The 16,412-nt window shown below is 67.5% G+C and carries 18 protein-coding genes; 9 read left to right on the plus strand and 9 right to left on the minus strand.

All coding sequences use genetic code 11. The annotated features are described in order from the left end of the window. Nucleotides 1-868 (plus strand): acyl-CoA dehydrogenase family protein (locus ACFWF3_RS03590; RefSeq protein WP_379312297.1); only part of this gene is annotated, 868 nt, incomplete at its 5' end. 92 nt (nt 869-960) lie between these two features. Further along, entirely contained in the window at nt 961-1,449 is a 489-nt protein-coding gene (locus tag ACFWF3_RS03595) for an SgcJ/EcaC family oxidoreductase (protein ID WP_379312298.1), read from the plus strand. A gap of 3 nt (nt 1,450-1,452) precedes the next feature. Here the strand turns inward: ACFWF3_RS03595 and ACFWF3_RS03600 are convergent, their stop codons facing one another. After that, on the minus strand, nt 1,453-1,737 hold the full coding sequence (locus ACFWF3_RS03600; RefSeq protein WP_378995434.1) for a GNAT family N-acetyltransferase: 285 nt from the start codon (nt 1,735-1,737) through the stop codon (nt 1,453-1,455). 19 nt (nt 1,738-1,756) lie between these two features. After that, nucleotides 1,757-3,130 carry an FAD-binding oxidoreductase gene (locus tag ACFWF3_RS03605; RefSeq protein ID WP_378995436.1) on the minus strand — a complete coding sequence of 458 codons (1,374 nt, stop codon included), beginning with the start codon at nt 3,128-3,130 and terminating at the stop codon, nt 1,757-1,759. Between the two features lie 339 nt (nt 3,131-3,469). Here ACFWF3_RS03605 and ACFWF3_RS03610 point away from each other — a divergent pair, with 339 nt between their 5' ends. Next, nucleotides 3,470-3,781, plus strand: a complete 312-nt coding sequence (locus ACFWF3_RS03610; protein ID WP_378995438.1) for a hypothetical protein — start codon at nt 3,470-3,472, stop codon at nt 3,779-3,781. Between the two features lie 66 nt (nt 3,782-3,847). Further along, entirely contained in the window at nt 3,848-4,348 is a 501-nt protein-coding gene (locus tag ACFWF3_RS03615; protein ID WP_378995440.1) for a GtrA family protein, read from the plus strand. A 24-nt stretch (nt 4,349-4,372) separates the two neighbouring features. Here the strand turns inward: ACFWF3_RS03615 and ACFWF3_RS03620 are convergent, their stop codons facing one another. The 3 genes from ACFWF3_RS03620 to ACFWF3_RS03630 are packed head-to-tail and all read right to left on the minus strand — an operon-like array spanning nt 4,373 to nt 6,302. Continuing rightward, nucleotides 4,373-5,014: a Type 1 glutamine amidotransferase-like domain-containing protein gene (locus ACFWF3_RS03620; RefSeq protein WP_379312299.1), complete on the minus strand. Its 642-nt coding sequence runs from the start codon at nt 5,012-5,014 to the stop codon at nt 4,373-4,375. After that, the gene (locus ACFWF3_RS03625) at nt 5,014-5,853 is read right to left on the minus strand and encodes a maleylpyruvate isomerase N-terminal domain-containing protein (protein ID WP_379312300.1); all 840 of its coding nucleotides are present in this window, start codon (nt 5,851-5,853) and stop codon (nt 5,014-5,016) included. Before ACFWF3_RS03625 ends, ACFWF3_RS03620 begins: the two co-directional genes overlap by 1 nt. Then, a complete protein-coding gene (locus ACFWF3_RS03630; RefSeq protein WP_378995446.1) occupies nt 5,850-6,302 on the minus strand; it encodes an HIT family protein in 453 nt (150 codons plus the stop codon). Before ACFWF3_RS03630 ends, ACFWF3_RS03625 begins: the two co-directional genes overlap by 4 nt. 406 nt (nt 6,303-6,708) lie before the next feature. On the opposite strand from ACFWF3_RS03630, the gene ACFWF3_RS03635 reads away from it, so the two are divergent. From ACFWF3_RS03635 to ACFWF3_RS03650, 4 genes are all read left to right on the plus strand, one after another. After that, complete coding sequence (locus ACFWF3_RS03635; RefSeq protein ID WP_379312301.1) at nt 6,709-7,827, plus strand: Re/Si-specific NAD(P)(+) transhydrogenase subunit alpha; 1,119 nt, start codon at nt 6,709-6,711, stop codon at nt 7,825-7,827. After that, nucleotides 7,827-8,129 (plus strand): NAD(P) transhydrogenase subunit alpha, encoded by a 303-nt coding sequence (locus ACFWF3_RS03640; protein ID WP_056818017.1) that lies wholly within the window; start codon nt 7,827-7,829, stop codon nt 8,127-8,129. Before ACFWF3_RS03635 ends, ACFWF3_RS03640 begins: the two co-directional genes overlap by 1 nt. A 17-nt stretch (nt 8,130-8,146) precedes the next feature. Further along, entirely contained in the window at nt 8,147-9,565 is a 1,419-nt protein-coding gene (locus ACFWF3_RS03645) for an NAD(P)(+) transhydrogenase (Re/Si-specific) subunit beta (protein WP_379312306.1), read from the plus strand. A gap of 165 nt (nt 9,566-9,730) precedes the next feature. Then, nucleotides 9,731-10,834 (plus strand): mechanosensitive ion channel family protein, encoded by a 1,104-nt coding sequence (locus tag ACFWF3_RS03650; RefSeq protein WP_378995450.1) that lies wholly within the window; start codon nt 9,731-9,733, stop codon nt 10,832-10,834. Nucleotides 10,835-10,858: 24 nt separating this feature from the next. On the opposite strand, the gene ACFWF3_RS03655 is transcribed toward ACFWF3_RS03650, so the two are convergent. The 4 genes from ACFWF3_RS03655 to ACFWF3_RS03670 form a co-directional block, all read right to left on the minus strand. Continuing rightward, a complete protein-coding gene (locus tag ACFWF3_RS03655) occupies nt 10,859-11,857 on the minus strand; it encodes an ABC transporter substrate-binding protein (protein ID WP_379312302.1) in 999 nt (332 codons plus the stop codon). A gap of 100 nt (nt 11,858-11,957) precedes the next feature. After that, complete coding sequence (locus ACFWF3_RS03660) at nt 11,958-12,626, minus strand: isochorismatase family protein (RefSeq protein ID WP_379312303.1); 669 nt, start codon at nt 12,624-12,626, stop codon at nt 11,958-11,960. 33 nt (nt 12,627-12,659) lie between these two features. Next, nucleotides 12,660-13,793: an isochorismate synthase MenF gene (locus ACFWF3_RS03665; protein WP_379312304.1), complete on the minus strand. Its 1,134-nt coding sequence runs from the start codon at nt 13,791-13,793 to the stop codon at nt 12,660-12,662. Nucleotides 13,794-13,802: 9 nt separating this feature from the next. Continuing rightward, a complete protein-coding gene (locus ACFWF3_RS03670; RefSeq protein ID WP_379312305.1) occupies nt 13,803-14,588 on the minus strand; it encodes an SDR family oxidoreductase in 786 nt (261 codons plus the stop codon). An 87-nt stretch (nt 14,589-14,675) separates the two neighbouring features. On the opposite strand from ACFWF3_RS03670, the gene ACFWF3_RS03675 reads away from it, so the two are divergent. Beyond that, the gene (locus tag ACFWF3_RS03675) at nt 14,676-16,325 is read left to right on the plus strand and encodes a (2,3-dihydroxybenzoyl)adenylate synthase (RefSeq protein WP_378995461.1); all 1,650 of its coding nucleotides are present in this window, start codon (nt 14,676-14,678) and stop codon (nt 16,323-16,325) included. Nucleotides 16,326-16,412 lie beyond the last annotated feature (87 nt).

The following is a 16,412-nucleotide window of genomic DNA, read 5'->3' on the forward strand; positions in this document are numbered from 1 at the left end:
GCTCGGCACCATGGGCCTGATCCTCAACGGCTCCGAAGAGCTCAAGACCAAGGTCCTGGCCGACATCGTCAACGGCGAGATGGCCTCCTACGCGCTGTCCGAGCGTGAGGCCGGTTCCGACGCCGCCGCGATGCGCACCCGCGCCAAGGCCGACGGCGACGACTGGATCCTCAACGGCTCCAAGTGCTGGATCACCAACGGCGGCAAGTCCTCCTGGTACACCGTGATGGCGGTGACCGACGCCGACAAGGGTGCCAACGGCATCTCCTCGTTCCTGGTCCACAAGGACGACGAGGGCTTCGTGGTCGGCCCGCTCGAGCACAAGCTGGGCATCAAGGGTTCGCCCACCGCCGAGCTGTACTTCGAGAACTGCCGCATCCCCGGCGACCGCATCGTCGGCGAGCCCGGCACCGGTTTCAAGACCGCGCTGCAGACCCTCGATCACACCCGCCCGACCATCGGCGCGCAGGCCGTCGGCCTGGCCCAGGGTGCGCTCGACGCCGCGATCGCCTACACCAAGGATCGCAAGCAGTTCGGCAAGACCATCGCCAGCTTCCAGAACACCGAGTTCATGCTGGCCGACATGGCCATGAAGATCGAGGCCGCCCGCCTGATGGTCTACACCTCGGCCGCCCGCGCCGAGCGTGGCGAGAAGAACCTCGGCTTCATCTCCGCCGCCGCCAAGTGCTTCGCCTCGGACGTGGCCATGGAGGTCACCACCAACGCCGTCCAGCTCTTCGGTGGCGCCGGCTACACCACCGACTTCCCGGTCGAGCGCATGATGCGCGACGCGAAGATCACCCAGATCTACGAGGGCACCAACCAGATCCAGCGCCTGGTGATGGCTCGTAACCTGCTCAAGGGCTGATTCCCCGCACCGACCGGGTGTTCCACATCGCCTACTCTTCCTCGTACAAGCCGTTTGCGAGGAGTAGGCCGGAGCACCCGGTCGATTGCTGTGTGGGCACGCGGATTCGGGCCGCCGGCAGACGGCGTACGTATGTTGGGACGATGACTGTTGATGCACCTGGCGCACGCCCGAAGGCTGCCGTAGCCGTCCAGGATCAGGACGTCGCACTAGCCGCGATCACCGGCGTGTTCGGAACTCTCGAAGCCGCACTCGCGGCAAAAGACGCAGACGCCTTCGACAGTGTCTTCACCGCCGATGTGGCTTTCATCAATCCGGCGGGATCTGTCTTTCTGAGCTGGGATGAATTGCATGCCTATCACCGGACCGCACTGCGGAACAGCCCGGACGCCGAAGCGAATTACACGATTCTCGCCGCGCGCTTCCTTTCCGGTGGGCACGCGATCGTCACTGTCGAGCAGACACTACGCACCCCGAGTTTCTCGGTAACCAACCGCGGCACATGGGTTTTCACCGAACACAACGACACCTGGTGGGTCAGTTCGGTACACAACACGAATGTGGCGGGCAGTGCCGGATAGCTGCTACGGGACGAGGTCGGCGTATTCGGGATGTTCGGCGATGTATTTTTCGACGTACCAGCAGGTGGGGATGATCTGGTAGCCGTGTTCGCGGGAGTCGTCGAGCCCGTATTTCACGACTTCGGCCGCTACTCCTCGGCCCCGGAACTCCGGAAACGTCATGGTGTGGTGGAAGTCGCGAACCCTGGGGTCTTCGCGTTCGGCGTAGTCGGCGTATCCCGCGAGGACATCGTCGTGGTAGATCTCGTAGCGGGTGTCGGCGACGTTGTGCTCGAGCCTGGTGGTCATGCCTCGGATGCTAACCCGGTCAGAGGACCGCGCCGGGGTTGAGGATGCCTTCGGGGTCGAGTGCGTCCTTGATGCGGCGGGTCAGGGCCATGACGTCGGGGCCCACCTGGTCGGGCAGCCAGGCCTTTTTCAAGCGGCCGACGCCGTGTTCGCCGGTGATGGTGCCGCCGAGGGCGATGGCCAGGTCCATGATCTCGCCGAAGGCGCGGTGGGCGCGTGCGGTGTTGTCGGGGTCGGTGGGGTCGTGCACGATCAGCGGGTGGGTGTTGCCGTCGCCCGCGTGCGCGATGAGCGAGACGAGCACGTCGTTGCGTTCGCCGATGGCGGTGACGCCGGCGATCAGGTCGCCGAGCCGGGGCAACGGCACACCGACGTCTTCGAGCAGCAGCGGCCCGATCTTCTCCACGGCGGGAATCGCGAATCGTCGTGCGGCGGTGAAGGCCTCACCTTCGGTGGCATCGGCGGTATGGAAAACCTCCGTCGCACCGGCCTTCTCGCACAGGCCCACCATCACTTGCGCTTCGTGCGCGGCGAATTCGCCGGGGGCGTCGGAGCGGGCGACCAGCAGCGCGGCGGCGGTGCGGTCCAACCCCATCCGCATCTCGTCCTCGACGGCGTTGATCGCGACGGTGTCCATGAATTCGAGCATGGCCGGGCGCAGGGTCGAGGTGATCGCCAGGATCGCGTCGGTCGCCGCGGTGAGCGAGCCGAAACTGGCCACGACGGTCGACTGCGGAGGCTGTGCGGGCAACAGGCGCAGGGTGAGTTCGGTGATCACGCCGAGCGTGCCCTCGCTCCCGACGAACAGTTTCGTCAGCGACAACCCGGCCGAGTCCTTGAGTCGCGGCCCGCCGAGCCGCACCACGGTCCCGTCGGCCAGCACCACTTCCATCCCGAGCACATAGTCGGTGGTCACGCCGTACTTCACGCAGCACAGCCCGCCCGCGTTGGTCGCCGCGTTGCCGCCGATCGAGCAGATCTCGAACGAGGACGGGTCCGGCGGATACCACAGCCCCTCCGCGGCGACAGCCCGCTTCACCTCGGCGTTGAGCAGTCCGGGTTGCGCCACCGCGATCCGGGTCACCGCGTCGACGCTGATCTCCCGCATCAGCTCGGTGCTGAGCACGATTCCGCCGTCCACCGCGGTCGCCCCACCGGACAGGCCGGTCCCGGCCCCGCGCGGCACCACCGGGACCTTGTTCGCGTGCGCCCACCGCAGCGTGGCGGCGACATCGGCGGTACCGCGCGCCCGCACCACCGCCAGCGGCGTGCCGGCGTCGGGATCGCGCGCCCAGTCCTGTCGGTAGCCCGCCAGCAGATCGGGGTCGATGACGACCGCCCCGTCCGGCAACGCCGAAATCAACGAATCGAGGTCACCGCTGCGCTCGTCCACCTGTTCACGCTAACCCGCGCACCCCGTCCGTCGCGGGCAGTTCGTCCTGGTCGATCGCGCACCGGGCGCGCAGGTGAACCACGCCGGGGCAGAAGAATGCCTGGTGATCGACCGGATGTGATGTGGGCCCGAACAAGGAAATCCGCGCATCGATGTGATCTGGCGCGCCCCGTTGGTATATACGCCGTCCAATCCGTCACAATGCCCTGACAGGGTGTGTTCGACGGTGAATCGCCTCGCCGCCCAGCGTGTTTCGAGTTCTGCTCCACGGGTGCGCGCCGCGCGCATCGATCATGCGACGTTGTTGCGCCGCACCGCTTTTCGTAGGGAGGACTGGCGATGATGAAGGAACCGCAGGACCGCGGCGAGCTGGTGGGTGCTCTGCTGGCCGCGGAGTTCGCCGACGCGGGCATCGACACCGAGGTGATGCGTCGTGTGCACACCGGCGCACATCACGAATGGCTGTCCGCGCTGGAGTCGACCGGGATGTTCGATGTCCGTGCGCTGGCCGAGATCGCCGCACGCTGGGCAGCCGACCCCGCGTTGCTGCGTGACGCACTGCTCGCCGAGGCCGACGAGCTCACCCGCCGTCGCTGCCTCGCCGCGTGGGCCTCGTTCGATACTCGCCCGATCGCGGCGGTCAGCCGCTAGCCGCTCGGCCCACCCCGTTTGCCGGTTGCTCACCCTGACTTCATCTGCCGCTGGCAGGCTGGCCGCGTGCAGCATCAGGCGAGTGTCACCGAATCGGTGGCCGACCGGTTCACCCGTTGGTGTGCGGCGGTCGTCGCCCGGCTGCCGTGGGGGCTCGACCGGTATGTGCCCGCGACGTTCCTCGGCTTCGCGCTGATCAACAGCTTCACCTTCGGTGTCGACCTGCTGTTGCTCACACTGCTGCACGGCGGTTTCGGCTTGCCCGTCTGGCTGTCGATCACCCTCGCCTACATCGTGGCGTTCGGGCTGAGCTTCCTGCTCAATCGCACCTTCAACTTCCACTCCCACGCGCCGATGGGCAAGCAAGCCGCCGTGTATGTGGTGGTGGTCGTGGTGAACTACCTGGCGTTCATCCTCGGCGTCGGCTCGGGTCTCACCGCGCTCGGCCTGGAGTATCACCTGGCCAGGTTGCTCGCGGGCGGTTGTGAGGCCGTGTACATGTACTGCGCGATGCGCTGGCTCGTCTTCCGCCGTCGGTCGGCGGTGACGGCGACGACCGCCGCGTGATCGCGCGTCGGTGTGCCGGCGGCGTCAACCCCGGAGCACCTCGGTGCGATCGCCGTCGACGAGGACGACGTCGTCGTCGGTGAGCGCCCAGTGCGGGATGCCCTGGGCGACGCAGTGGGCCAGCATCGCGACGGAGTCGCCATCCGGGTCGGTGGGGGAGTCCAGGTGGACGACCAGACGGCGTTCGACCAAACCCAGTCCGTCCCACCGTGGTTCGATGCCGGTGGTGGGTAGTACCTCGGCGGGGTCGTCCATGGTTTCCAGCCCGTGCAGGTCGGGTCCGAGCAGGCACGCGCCCGCGCTGTAGCCCGCGTAGACCAGCGCGTCCTCGCGCAACAACGCGGGCAGCACGAAATCGGCTCCGCTGCGGGCGAATTGGGCGCGCAGAACGAACGTGTTGCCGCCGCGCACCCAGACCATCGGGAACCCGCGCAGGTGCCGTTCCAGCCGCTCCGGTTGCCCGGCGTACTCGCGCAGATCCAGCACGTCCGGCGAATAGCCCTGTTGCTCCAGCGGTTTCACATCACTCGTCACCGCCGCCGACCAGGCATCGGGCCACGCGTCACACGCGTTCGGAATCACCGCGACGCGTCCCGGCGCGCCGACGAGCCCGACGAGCCGATCGGCGAAACCGCCGAATCTGTACGACGCCAGGAAGAGTCGCATCAGATAGTGAACGCCAGATTCTGTACGAGCCGCTCACCGAGCGCGGTATCACCCTCGACGACGACTTCGCCGGGGTGCCGGTCGGCGGTGGTGCGCCCGCCGCGCAGTCGCGCGAAAAGCCCGGAGTCCACGCGGATCACGGTGGTCGGCTCGTCGGAAACCTCGTCGAGAACCGACCCGCGCCCACCGGCGACCGACAGGTGTACCTGCCGGGTCACCGGACCGGTCAGGTCCAGTGTGATCAGCGAACCATCCGGCGCCTTGGCGCCTTTCACCACCGCACGGCCGAGACCGAGGGTCAGTTCGGTGAACGCGGCCTCGGCCCGCGCGCCACCCTCGGGCACGCTGCGCCCGATCCCGTCGGCGAGGTCGAGTTCGTGCATCCAGCAATCGAACAGCCGCACCCGCATGAACCGCCCGTAGGGGACCTGACCCACCGGTGAGACGGTCGGCGCCTGCCAGGCGTCGTCGTCCATGGCGGCCAGTGCCGCCCGGCGACGTTCGGTGGTCTCGTCGAACAGCGCGAGCAGCCGTTTGCCGGAGAGTGGGCGCAACCGGTCGACCCAGATCTCGTTGAGCACGGCCACTTCGTTGCGCACATGCGGCAGGGTTCGCACGTCGGTCTTGGGACGCAGGGGATCGTGCGGCGGCGGTGTCTCGCCGAGTAACCACGACTCGGTGCCGATCACGTGCGCGACCACGTCGAACAGGGTCCAGCCGGGCAGCGGAGACGTTCGGCGCCAGGCCTTTTCGTCGAGGTCGGTGACCAGCAGCGCGATGGCTTCCCACTGCTCGGCGAGCAGGTCGGTGAGTTGTTCGCGCCCCGGCGTCTCGATCATCCCTGTGCTCCTTCTGCTTCGCTCTGGTCGAGCGCGGTGAGGCCGGCGCGGATCGCCGCTGCGGTCGAATTCGGTTCGTGCGGGCGACGCAAGAGGAAACCCTTGGCGAAGGTGAGTTTGTCACCGTGCTTGCGTGGGACCACGTGCAGGTGGACGTGGCCGACGGTCTGGAACGCGGCGGTGCCGTCGTTGAGGATGAGGTTGGCACCGTCGCTCGCGAGCCCGCTCAGGCGCAGGGCACGGGCCAGACGGTGGCCGGTGCGGAAGATCCGGGCGCCGAGGTCGGGGTCGAGATCGTCGAGTTCGGTCGCGTGGACCTTGGGAACGATCAGGGTATGGCCACGGGTGATGGGACGGATGTCGAGGAACGCGCAGACCGCGTCATCGGAGTAGACCATGGTTGCCGGTGCGGCACCCGCCACGATCCGACAGAAGGCGCAGTCGTTCACGGCCTCGACCCTACGGTGTGATCTGGGTCGCGCAACAGCCCGAACCGGTCGCTACCATGACGCGCATCACGTCTCGTCGGATACGCGGGTGCCCGGCCTGGAGCCGGACGTCGAGGTAAGTAACCGACGTGGATGTGCGCTCTTGCATGTCCCCACCTGCGGTGACGAATCTCGGTGTGGGCACCGGCCGGTGTCCGCCGGGCCGGGAGCTGGTTGTCACTGCTGACGAGGGCCGCGGTGTCCGTTTTGTGGTCGTCAGTCCAGTTCTCCGTTGTGACGGGCATCTCCGCTAGGCTCACCGCGAGCCGAGTACAGTTGCCAGGATTTCAGTCGAACTTACTCACAGGTAACTTCGGCGCCCCGTTGTTCCCAGGCTCGAAGCCAGCACGAAAAGGAAGTCTGACTAGTGGAGACAACGCAAAACGTGGGCGAGGGTTCGCCGCGCGGAGCGCGTGTCGGAGTCGTTCGCGAGTCCGGCCCGGGTGAGCGGCGAGTCGCATTGGTGCCCAAGATCATCCCCGCCCTGTCCAAGCAGGGTGTCGAGGTGATCGTGGAAGCCGGTGCCGGCCTCGGCGCTCTCATTCCCGACGCTGCCTATGTAGAGGCAGGCGCGACCATCGGTGACCCATGGTCGGCCGAGGTCGTCGTCAAGGTCGCCCCGCCCAGTGATGCCGAGGTGGGCAAGCTGTCCTCCGGGCAGACCCTGATCGGTTTCCTGGCGCCGCGCAATGCCGAGAATCAGATCGGCGCGCTGCGCTCCGCCGGTGTGCAGGCGTTCGCCGTCGAGGCGATTCCGCGTATCTCGCGCGCCCAGGTGATGGATGCCCTGTCCTCGCAGGCGAACGTGGCCGGGTACAAGGCCGTGCTGCTCGCCGCGTCGGAGTCGACCCGGTTCTTCCCGATGCTCACCACCGCCGCGGGCACCGTGAAGCCGGCCACCGTGCTGGTGCTCGGTGTGGGTGTTGCCGGTCTGCAGGCGCTGGCCACGGCCAAGCGTCTCGGCGGGCGGACCACCGGTTACGACGTGCGTCCCGAGGTCGCCGATCAGGTGCGCTCGGTCGGTGCGCAGTGGCTGGATCTCGGGATCGACGCCGCCGGTGAGGGTGGGTACGCCCGCGAACTCACCGACGAGGAGAAGGCTCAGCAGCAGCAGGCGCTCGAAGACGCCATCAAGGGCTTCGACGTCGTCATCACCACCGCGCTGGTGCCGGGTCGCCCCGCACCCCGCCTGGTCACCGCGGCCGCTGTCGAGGGCATGAAGCCCGGCAGCGTGATCATCGACCTGGCCGGGGAGACCGGTGGCAACTGTGAGCTCACCGAGCCCGGCGAGGTCGTGGTCAAGCACGAGGTGACCATCGCCTCGCCGCTGAACCTGCCCGCCACGATGCCCGAGCACGCTTCCGAGTTGTACTCGAAGAACATTTCGGCGCTGCTGGAACTGATGCTGGTCGACGGCAAGCTCGCCCCCGACTTCGAGGATCAGGTCCTGGCGGATTCCTGCGTCACCCGTGAGGTGGAAGCCTGATGTACACCGAACTGCTCGCCAATATCGCGATCCTCGTGCTGTCCGGCTTCGTCGGCTTCGCGGTGATCTCGAAGGTCCCCAACACCCTGCACACCCCGCTGATGTCGGGCACCAACGCCATTCACGGCATCGTCGTGCTCGGTGCACTGGTGACCCTGGGCAATGTGAAGGACCCCTCGCTGCTCGTACAGGTGATCCTGTTCGTCGCGGTGGTGTTCGGAACACTGAACGTCATCGGTGGCTTCGTGGTCACCGACCGCATGCTCGGCATGTTCAAGGGTAAGAAGAAGGCGGCCGAGTGATGCACGCAGTCGACAACATGACCTACCTGGTCAACGGCCTCTACATCGTGGCCTTCTCCATGTTCATCTACGGCCTGATGGGCCTGACCGGCCCGAAGACCGCGGTCCGCGGCAACCAGATCGCCGCTGTCGGTATGGGTATCGCGGTCCTCGCCACCTTGATCTCGGTGCGCCACGCCGCCCTGCTCAACTGGATCCTCATCGCTGCCGGCCTGATCGTCGGTGTGGCACTGGGTGTTCCGCCCGCCATCCGCACCAAGATGACCGAGATGCCGCAGCTGGTCGCGGCGTTCAACGGCGTCGGTGGTGGCACGGTCGCGTTGATCGCGTGGGCCGAATTCGTCGATAGCGCGGGCTTTTCGCAGCTGCACGAGGAACCGACCATCCACATCATCATCGGTTCGCTGTTCGCCGCGGTGATCGGCTCGATCTCCTTCTGGGGCTCGATCATCGCCTTCGCCAAGCTGCAGGAACTGCTGTCCGGCAAGCCGATCAGCGTCGGTCGCCTGCAGCAGCCGCTGAACCTGATCCTGCTCGTCGGCGCGATCGTGTGCGCCGTCGTGATCGGCCTCGGCGCCGACAACGGTGGCGTCTCGCAGCTGTGGATGATCGGCCTGCTCGTGCTCGCCGGTGTGCTCGGCCTGATGGTCGTGCTGCCCATCGGTGGCGCGGACATGCCGGTCGTGATCTCGCTGCTCAACGCCCTGACCGGTCTGTCGGCCGCGGCCGCGGGTCTGGCGCTGAACAACACCGCGATGATCGTCGCGGGCATGATCGTCGGCGCCTCGGGCACCATCCTCACCAACCTGATGGCCAAGGCCATGAACCGCTCCATCCCCGCGATCGTGGCCGGTGGCTTCGGTGGCGGCGGCGCGGTCGCGGGTTCGGGTGACGGTGAGGCCAAGACGGCGAAGGCCACCTCCGCCGCCGACGCCGCGATCCAGATGGCCTACGCCAACCAGGTGATCGTGGTCCCGGGCTACGGTATGGCCGTGGCCCAGGCCCAGCACGCGGTCAAGGAGATGGCGCTGCTGCTCGAGGGCAAGGGTGTCGAGGTCAAGTATGCGATCCACCCGGTCGCCGGTCGCATGCCCGGTCACATGAACGTGCTGCTGGCCGAGGCCGAGGTGTCCTACGACGCGATGAAGGAAATGGACGACATCAACGGTGAGTTCAACCGTACCGATGTGGTCCTGGTCATCGGCGCCAACGACGTCACCAACCCGGCGGCCCGCGACGACAAGTCGAGCCCGATCTACGGCATGCCGGTGCTCAATGTCGACCAGGCCAAGAGCGTCATCGTGCTCAAGCGCTCGATGAACTCCGGCTTCGCCGGTATCGACAACCCGCTGTTCTACGCCGACCACACCTCGATGCTGTTCGGTGATGCGAAGAAGTCCGTCGGTGCGGTCACCGAGGAACTGAAAGCGCTGTAAGACAGCCGAAGACAACCGCAAGAGGCTCCGCTGTTCGCGCCGAACAGCGGTGCCTCTTGTTGTTGTGCCGACTCCACGACTCGCAATCAGACGGTCATGTCTGTGGCCGGTGGGTGTGGGTATGCCGCAGCTGAGGCAAGCCGACAACGGGAGGAGTTCGATCTCGTGGAGGAGATATTACGGCCGATCATCGTGCTGCTCGCTACGGCGGCGATCACGGTCTCGGTGGGTTTGCTGGTAGAGCGTGTGCTGCGCTACGCGGCGCGCCGCAGTCCCAGTGTCCATCTGCCATCGCTGCGGCGACTGCAACTGCCGCTGCAGATTCTGCTCGGGACGGTCACCTTGCACGCGGTCTATCCGCTCGCCGAGCTCGACCTGCGCCAGGACGTGGTGATCCGGAGCTTCCTGGCGACGGCGGCCATCATCGCCGCGGTGTGGTTGGTCATCCGGGCCACCGATGTGGTGGCCGAAAGCCTGCTGGGCCGCTATGCCCAACGCGCCAGCGAGGTTTCGCGCGTGCGCCAGTTGCGCACCCAGCTCGGACTGGTGCGTCGCATCGTCACTTCGGTGCTGGTGGTCACCACCGCCGCGGTGGCCATCCTGTTGCTGTTCCCGAGTCTGCGGACCCTCGGCACGTCGATGCTGGCCTCGGCGGGCGTGATCGGCATCATCGTCGGTGTCGCCGCCCAGTCGACGTTGAGCAATCTCATGGCCGGGTTGCAGATCGCCTTCGGCGACTCGGTCAAGATCGGCGATACCGTTGTCGTGGAAGGGGAGTGGGGAACTGTCGAGGAGATCACCCTGGCCTTCCTGACCGTGCGGATCTGGGACGACCGCAGGCTCACCATGCCGGTGTCCTACTTCAACAGCCAACCCTACGAGAACTGGTCGCGGGGCGGCTCGCAGGTCACCGGCACAGTGCTGCTGCACCTCGACCACAGCACCCCGGTACCCGCGCTGCGCGAGCATCTGCACACCTACCTGCGCGAGTGCCGGGAATGGGACGGCCGCAACTGGAATCTGCTGGTAACCGACAGCACGCCGACCGACATCGTCGTCCGCGCGACGATGTCGGCCGCCGATGCCGACGACGCGTGGACCCTGCGCTGCGCGGTCCGTGAGGAGCTGCTCACCTGGATCGGGCGCCACCATGCCCACGCGTTTCCCAAGATCCCGACTTCGATCACCCACTCTGCCGAGCAGGCAGGTGATCGCGTCGACGACCAGACGGTGCTGGCCACCGAGCCCTGGGCTTCGTCGGCGCGCTAGGTCGGCCGGCCGCCGACAGCTGTCTCACTTGAAGCGCTCAGCCAACAGGTCGAGGGTCGCCATGGCAACCCGGTAGTCCGGCCGTTTGCTGTCCGCGGGCAGCTCGTAGACCTGACTCTTCTGGAAGGCAGGCAGTATCGCGAGCGCCGGATCTGCCTTCAGCTGGGCGATATCGCGGCCGTTGTCGACCGAGATCACGAACAGCACCGGCGCGTCGACGACAGTGCTCAGTAGTTCGGGGCTGAAGGTCACCCAGTCGGCTGCCGCGGGCCGGGGCGGGTTGCCCGCCTTCGCTTCGATCTTGTCGTCGATGGTGAATCCGACCTCGGCGAGCAGTGTGGCCAGCGGGGTGTTGGGGGCCAGCAGGATGGGCTTGCCGTCCGATTGGGACTGCATCACGGCCGTCGCGCCCTGTGGCAGCTTCATGCCGGACTTCACCTTCGCGACCTTGTCGTCGTAGGTGGTGATCATGCTGTCCACCTTGTCGGGGCGGTTCACGATGTGGGCCACCGACTTCAACTGGTCCTGCCAGTTGGCGGCGTCGGAGGGTACGAGCGCGGTGGGCGCGACGGCCGTGAGCTTGTCGTAGTTCTTGATCGACTGCATGCCGGGGTATCCGGGCCCGCCGCCGATGATCAGGTCCGGCCGCTGGGCGGCGATGAACTCCAGGTTCAGGTCGTCACCGGAGGGCACCGCCTCGGTGCCCTGTTCCGCGGCATCCGCCGCCCAGGACGGGGGGAACTCGCCGGGCTTCAGCGTGATGCCCAGAATGCGCGGATCCGCGGCTTTCACCTTGGCATCCAGGTCGAAGAGGTATCCGGCGAGAGCGCCGTTGAGGACCACGATGCGCTGCGGGTCGGCGGGCACGGTGACGAGGCCCTTGGCGGTTTCCACCTGGCGAGTGCCGGTGCCGGCGGCCTGGTCGGCAGTGGAGCTGCCGCAGCCCGCTGCCGTCGCGGCCACCGCGACGATCAGGAGCGCGACGGCGGCACGCATGCGCGCCGTCATTCGATGAACTGACATGAACGGTGTTCCTTCTTCTTCGGGGCAGGTTCAGGGGTGACTCGGCGGGCAAAAGGCCCTGCCGTTCATCGCAACGGCAGGGCCCCCTGGTCGGTACCGATCAGGCGGATCGGCGTTCGGTGGATTCCACCTTCGTGGTGTCGAGCTGACGGATCAGCTCGTCGGTGCTGGTGACGGCACCGCAACGGCGAGCGACGTAGTTCAGCGCCATGATGTGGTCGTCGCGGCTGAAGTCGGCGGTGGCATCGTGGACGAGGAAGGGGCGCACGTCGCCCATGAACGCCTCCGCGGCACTGAGCATGCAGCCCATGTGGGTGTAGACGCCGGTGATGAGGAGCTGATCGCGACCGTAGTAGCCGAGTAGCTCACGCAGATCGGTGCGTTGGAAGGCGGAGTAGCGCCACTTGGTGACCTGGATGTCCTGTGGGTCGGGGGCGATGGCGTTGATCACCTCGGTATCGGCGCCCTCGGACATGCCGGTGCCCCAGAAGTCGGCGAGTATCCCGCGCCGTGACGGATGCTGGTCGCCGGGTTGCATCGTGTAGATGACCGGGATGTCGAACCGGTGGCAGTGATCGCGCAGGGTGGCGATGTTGGCGATGAGGGTGCGCGCGGGATCGCGGTAGAGGTCGTAGGCGTCGAGGAAGTACTGCTGCATGTCGTGGATCAGCAGTGCGCTGCGGCCGGCCTCGGCGGTCCAGTCGACCTGGTCGGCGGTGAACTCGTCCGCGGTCGGCATCGGATAGGGCGCGATCGGGGGAATGGGCATGGGGAGTCTCCGTTGAGCGTTGGGTCGGCGGGGTCAGCCGACGGTGACGGGCAGGTCGGCGATACCGAGCGGCCCGAGGATGCGCTGGAATTTGCCGGTGGTCTCGGCCAATTCGGCGGCAGGGTCGGAGGCGGCGACGATCCCGCCGCCCGCGTGCGCGAGCAGGGTGGTGCCGTCGGCGGACAGCTCGGCACAGCGGATGCTCACCATCCACTCACCGTTGCCGTCGGCGTCGCACCAGCCGACCGCACCGGCGTAGAAGCCGCGTTCGCCCTCGAGTTCGGCGATCACGCGGGCGGCAGCCGCGGTGGGCGTGCCGCAGATCGCGGGGGTCGGGTGCAGTGCAACTGCCAGCTCCAGCGCCGACGGTCCGGCGAGCGGGACTGTCGCGGTGATCGGCGTGCCCAGATGCCACATCGCCGGTGTCGCCGTGAGTTCCGGTGCGGGAGTCTGTACTTCGGCGCACCGGTCACGCAGCACGGCGGAAACCTGGTCGGTCACGAAGCGGTGCTCGGCATGGTCTTTGGTGGAGGCGAGCAGTGCGTCGGCGGCGGTGCGGTCGGCGCCGCTGTCGTCGAGGATTCGCCGGGCCGAGCCTGCCAGCGGGTGGCTCAGGACCTGACTTCCGTTGCGGCGTACCAGGATCTCGGGGCTGGAGCCGACCAGGTGTCGGCCGGGATAGCGTCCGCCCGCGGCGGAGAGGTCGACCAGGAACCCGTTGGACATCGGGTCCGAGGCGACCATCAGGTCCAGGATATCCGGTGCTCGAACAGGTTTCGTCGTCCGAGCGCGAACAGCGCGGGCCAGCACCACCTTTCGCAACGGATGCGCGGGATTGCCGAGCAGTTCGACTGCGGTGGCGACGCGCTGGCGGTGTTCCTCCGGCGCGGGCAGCGCGGCATCGAGTTCGAAGCGGGGCAGCGCCCGCGAACCGGGTTGGTGCGGCGCCTCGGTGATCGTCACCGAATCCGGCGCCCACAGCGCGGTCGGAGCGCCGGGGGTGAACGGTAGCGCGCCGACGATGTGGCTGATCCGGCCACTGCGCAGCGCGGTGATCGCGTCGTGTGCCGAGCGGAAGACGGTCCCGCCCGCGGTGGCGGACACGGTCCGCTGCGGACGGGACAGCAGGAAAGCGGGGTCTGAGCTGTCGGTACTGATGGTGATCATTCCTCTCGGTCACATGTCGAGCGTTGCGCCACCGTCGACCCGCAGGTCGTGCATCGTGATGTGGCGGGCGTCCTCGGACGCCAGGAAGTGGACTGAGCCCGCGATATCGGCGGGAGTGGCGATGCGGCGCAACGGAATTCCGAGGCGGTAGACACTCGGATCGCCGTCGAGCAGCGCATGCTCGGCCGCGTCGTCGACGGTGCCGCCGAACATCTCACGCAGCATCGGGGTATCGGTGGAACCGGGCGAGACCAGGTTCACCCGCACGCCGAGCGGTGCGACTTGCAGGGCCAGCGAGCGGGTGAACGCGGTGGCGGCGGCCTTGGCGGCGCCGTAGGCGGCCATGGCGACGCGTGGCGTGGCGGCCGCGTTCGAGGAGACGACCACGATCGCGCCACGACCGGCGCGGACCATCTCGGCGGCTGCGCGCTGGGTGATCAGCATCGTGCCGGTGGCGTTGACGGTCAGGCAGCGTGCCCACTCCTGTGGGTCGAGTTCGAGTGCGGAGCCGCCGACCATGAGCCCGGCCGCGTGCACGACGACATCAGGTGTTCCGAATTCCGTGGTGAGACGGTCGAAGGCGGCCTGTACTTCGGCGCCGTCGCTGATATCCAGTTCGACGCCATGAGCGGATCGTGCCGTGAGTTCGGCGGCGACCTTGTGGACGGCGGGGTCGCGGTCCCACAGCGAGAGAACTCCCGCTTCGCCGGCGAAACGGGCGGCGACCGCGGCGCCGATTCCCCCGGCGGCGCCGGTCACGACGACGATTCGCCCTCTGGACTCACCACTATGCATGAGGTTAGCCTAACCTGATTTCATCGTCGGTTGGTTAGCTTCCCTTACAGCTTCCGGCGAGGAACTTCGAAGATCCGCTGGAAAGAGGTGCTCGACTTGACCGATCCCGTGCTCCCCGGATTCACTCCGTGGCCCGCTGAGCTGGCACAACGATATCGAGAGCAGAACTGTTGGACCGGTGAGACATTCGGCGACGTGCTCACCGCGCGCGCGGTCGCGGCGCCGGACCGGATCGCGGTCCTGGACGACGCGAACAGCTGGACCTACGCCGAACTCGAGCATCGTTCCCGCTCGCTCGCCACCGGTTTGGCCCGCCTCGGCATCGCGCCCGGTGACCGGGTGCTGGTGCAGCTGCCCAACCGCGCGGAATTCGTCGAGGCGATCTTCGCGCTGTTCAAGCTCGGTGCGCTGCCGGTGTTCTGTCTGCCCGCCCATCGCAAGGCCGAGCTGGTGCCGATCGCCGAGGCCGCCGGGGCGAAGGCCATGATCACCTGCGGCACGCACCAGCGTTTCGACTACGCGGCGCTGGCCGCCGAGGTGCGCGGCGAGGTCGAGAGTCTGCGCCACCTGGTGCTGGTCGACTGTCCGTCGCTGCCCGGTGACGCGCACGATATCGACGAATTCCGGGACACCCCTACCGAATTGGCGGGCCCGTCGCCGAGCGATGTGGCGTTCCTGCAACTGTCCGGCGGGAGTACGGGTATCCCGAAGCTCATCGCGCGTACCCACGACGACTACCTGTACAGCGTGCGCCGCAGCGCCGAGATCTGTGAGCTCGACAGCGCCACTGTCTATCTCGCGACGCTGCCGGTCGCACACAACTTCCCGATGAGTTCGCCGGGCATCCTCGGTGCGCTGTGGGCGGGTGGTGCGGTGGCGATGACGCCGGATCCGACTCCGGCGACGGCCTTTCCGCTGATCGAGCGATTCGGCGTCACCATCACGGGTCTGGTCCCCCCGCTGGCGCGGCTGTGGACCGAGCGCGCCGAGGCAGGCGAGACCGCGGATCTGTCCAGTCTGCGGGTACTCCAGGTGGGTGGGGCGCGGTGTCAGGACGAGCTCGCCCGCCGGATCGGTCCCGCGCTCGGTGTGACCCTGCAGCAGGTGTTCGGCATGGCCGAGGGGCTGGTCTGCTACACGCGGCTCGACGACCCGATCGACGTGGTGGTCAGCACGCAGGGTCGGCCGATGTCGGAGTACGACCAGCTCGCCGTCGTCGACGACAACGGCGCCGAGGTGGCGCCGGGGTCCACCGGCAACCTGATCACGCAGGGCCCGTACACCATTCGCGGCTACTACGACAATCCCGACGCCGATGCCCGCAGCTTCACCGCCGACGGCTGGTACCGCACCGGCGACATCGTGTCCGTGCGCCCGGACGGCAATCTCGTGGTCGCGGGCCGCGCGGGCGACTGGGTGAACCGGGGCGGCGAGAAGGTATCGGCCGAAGAGCTCGAGGCGCACCTGCTCGAACATCCCGCGGTTCGCGACGCTGTCATCGTCGGCACGCCGGATCCTGTGCTGGGTCAACGGATTTGCGCGTTCGTTCAGCCGATCGACCCGGCGCAGCGGCCCACGCTGATCTCGGTGCGCAAGTTCGTCCGCTCGCGCGGCGTGGCGGCGTGGAAGATGCCCGACACGGTCGTGGTCGTCGACGAATTCCCGGAAACCGGCGTCGGCAAGACCAGCCGCAAGGATCTGCGGCAGGCGCTCGCCGATGGTGCGCACGGCAGCTGACAGGCACCGGCCTAGCGCGGGTGGAGGGTTCTCGCTGACGAGGCCCACGACATCGCGCCGGGCCCGCGGTGGCGCAGCCGTACTGCC

The organism is Nocardia sp. NPDC060220 (genome assembly GCF_042727815.1).
Taxonomy (GTDB): domain Bacteria; phylum Actinomycetota; class Actinomycetes; order Mycobacteriales; family Mycobacteriaceae; genus Nocardia.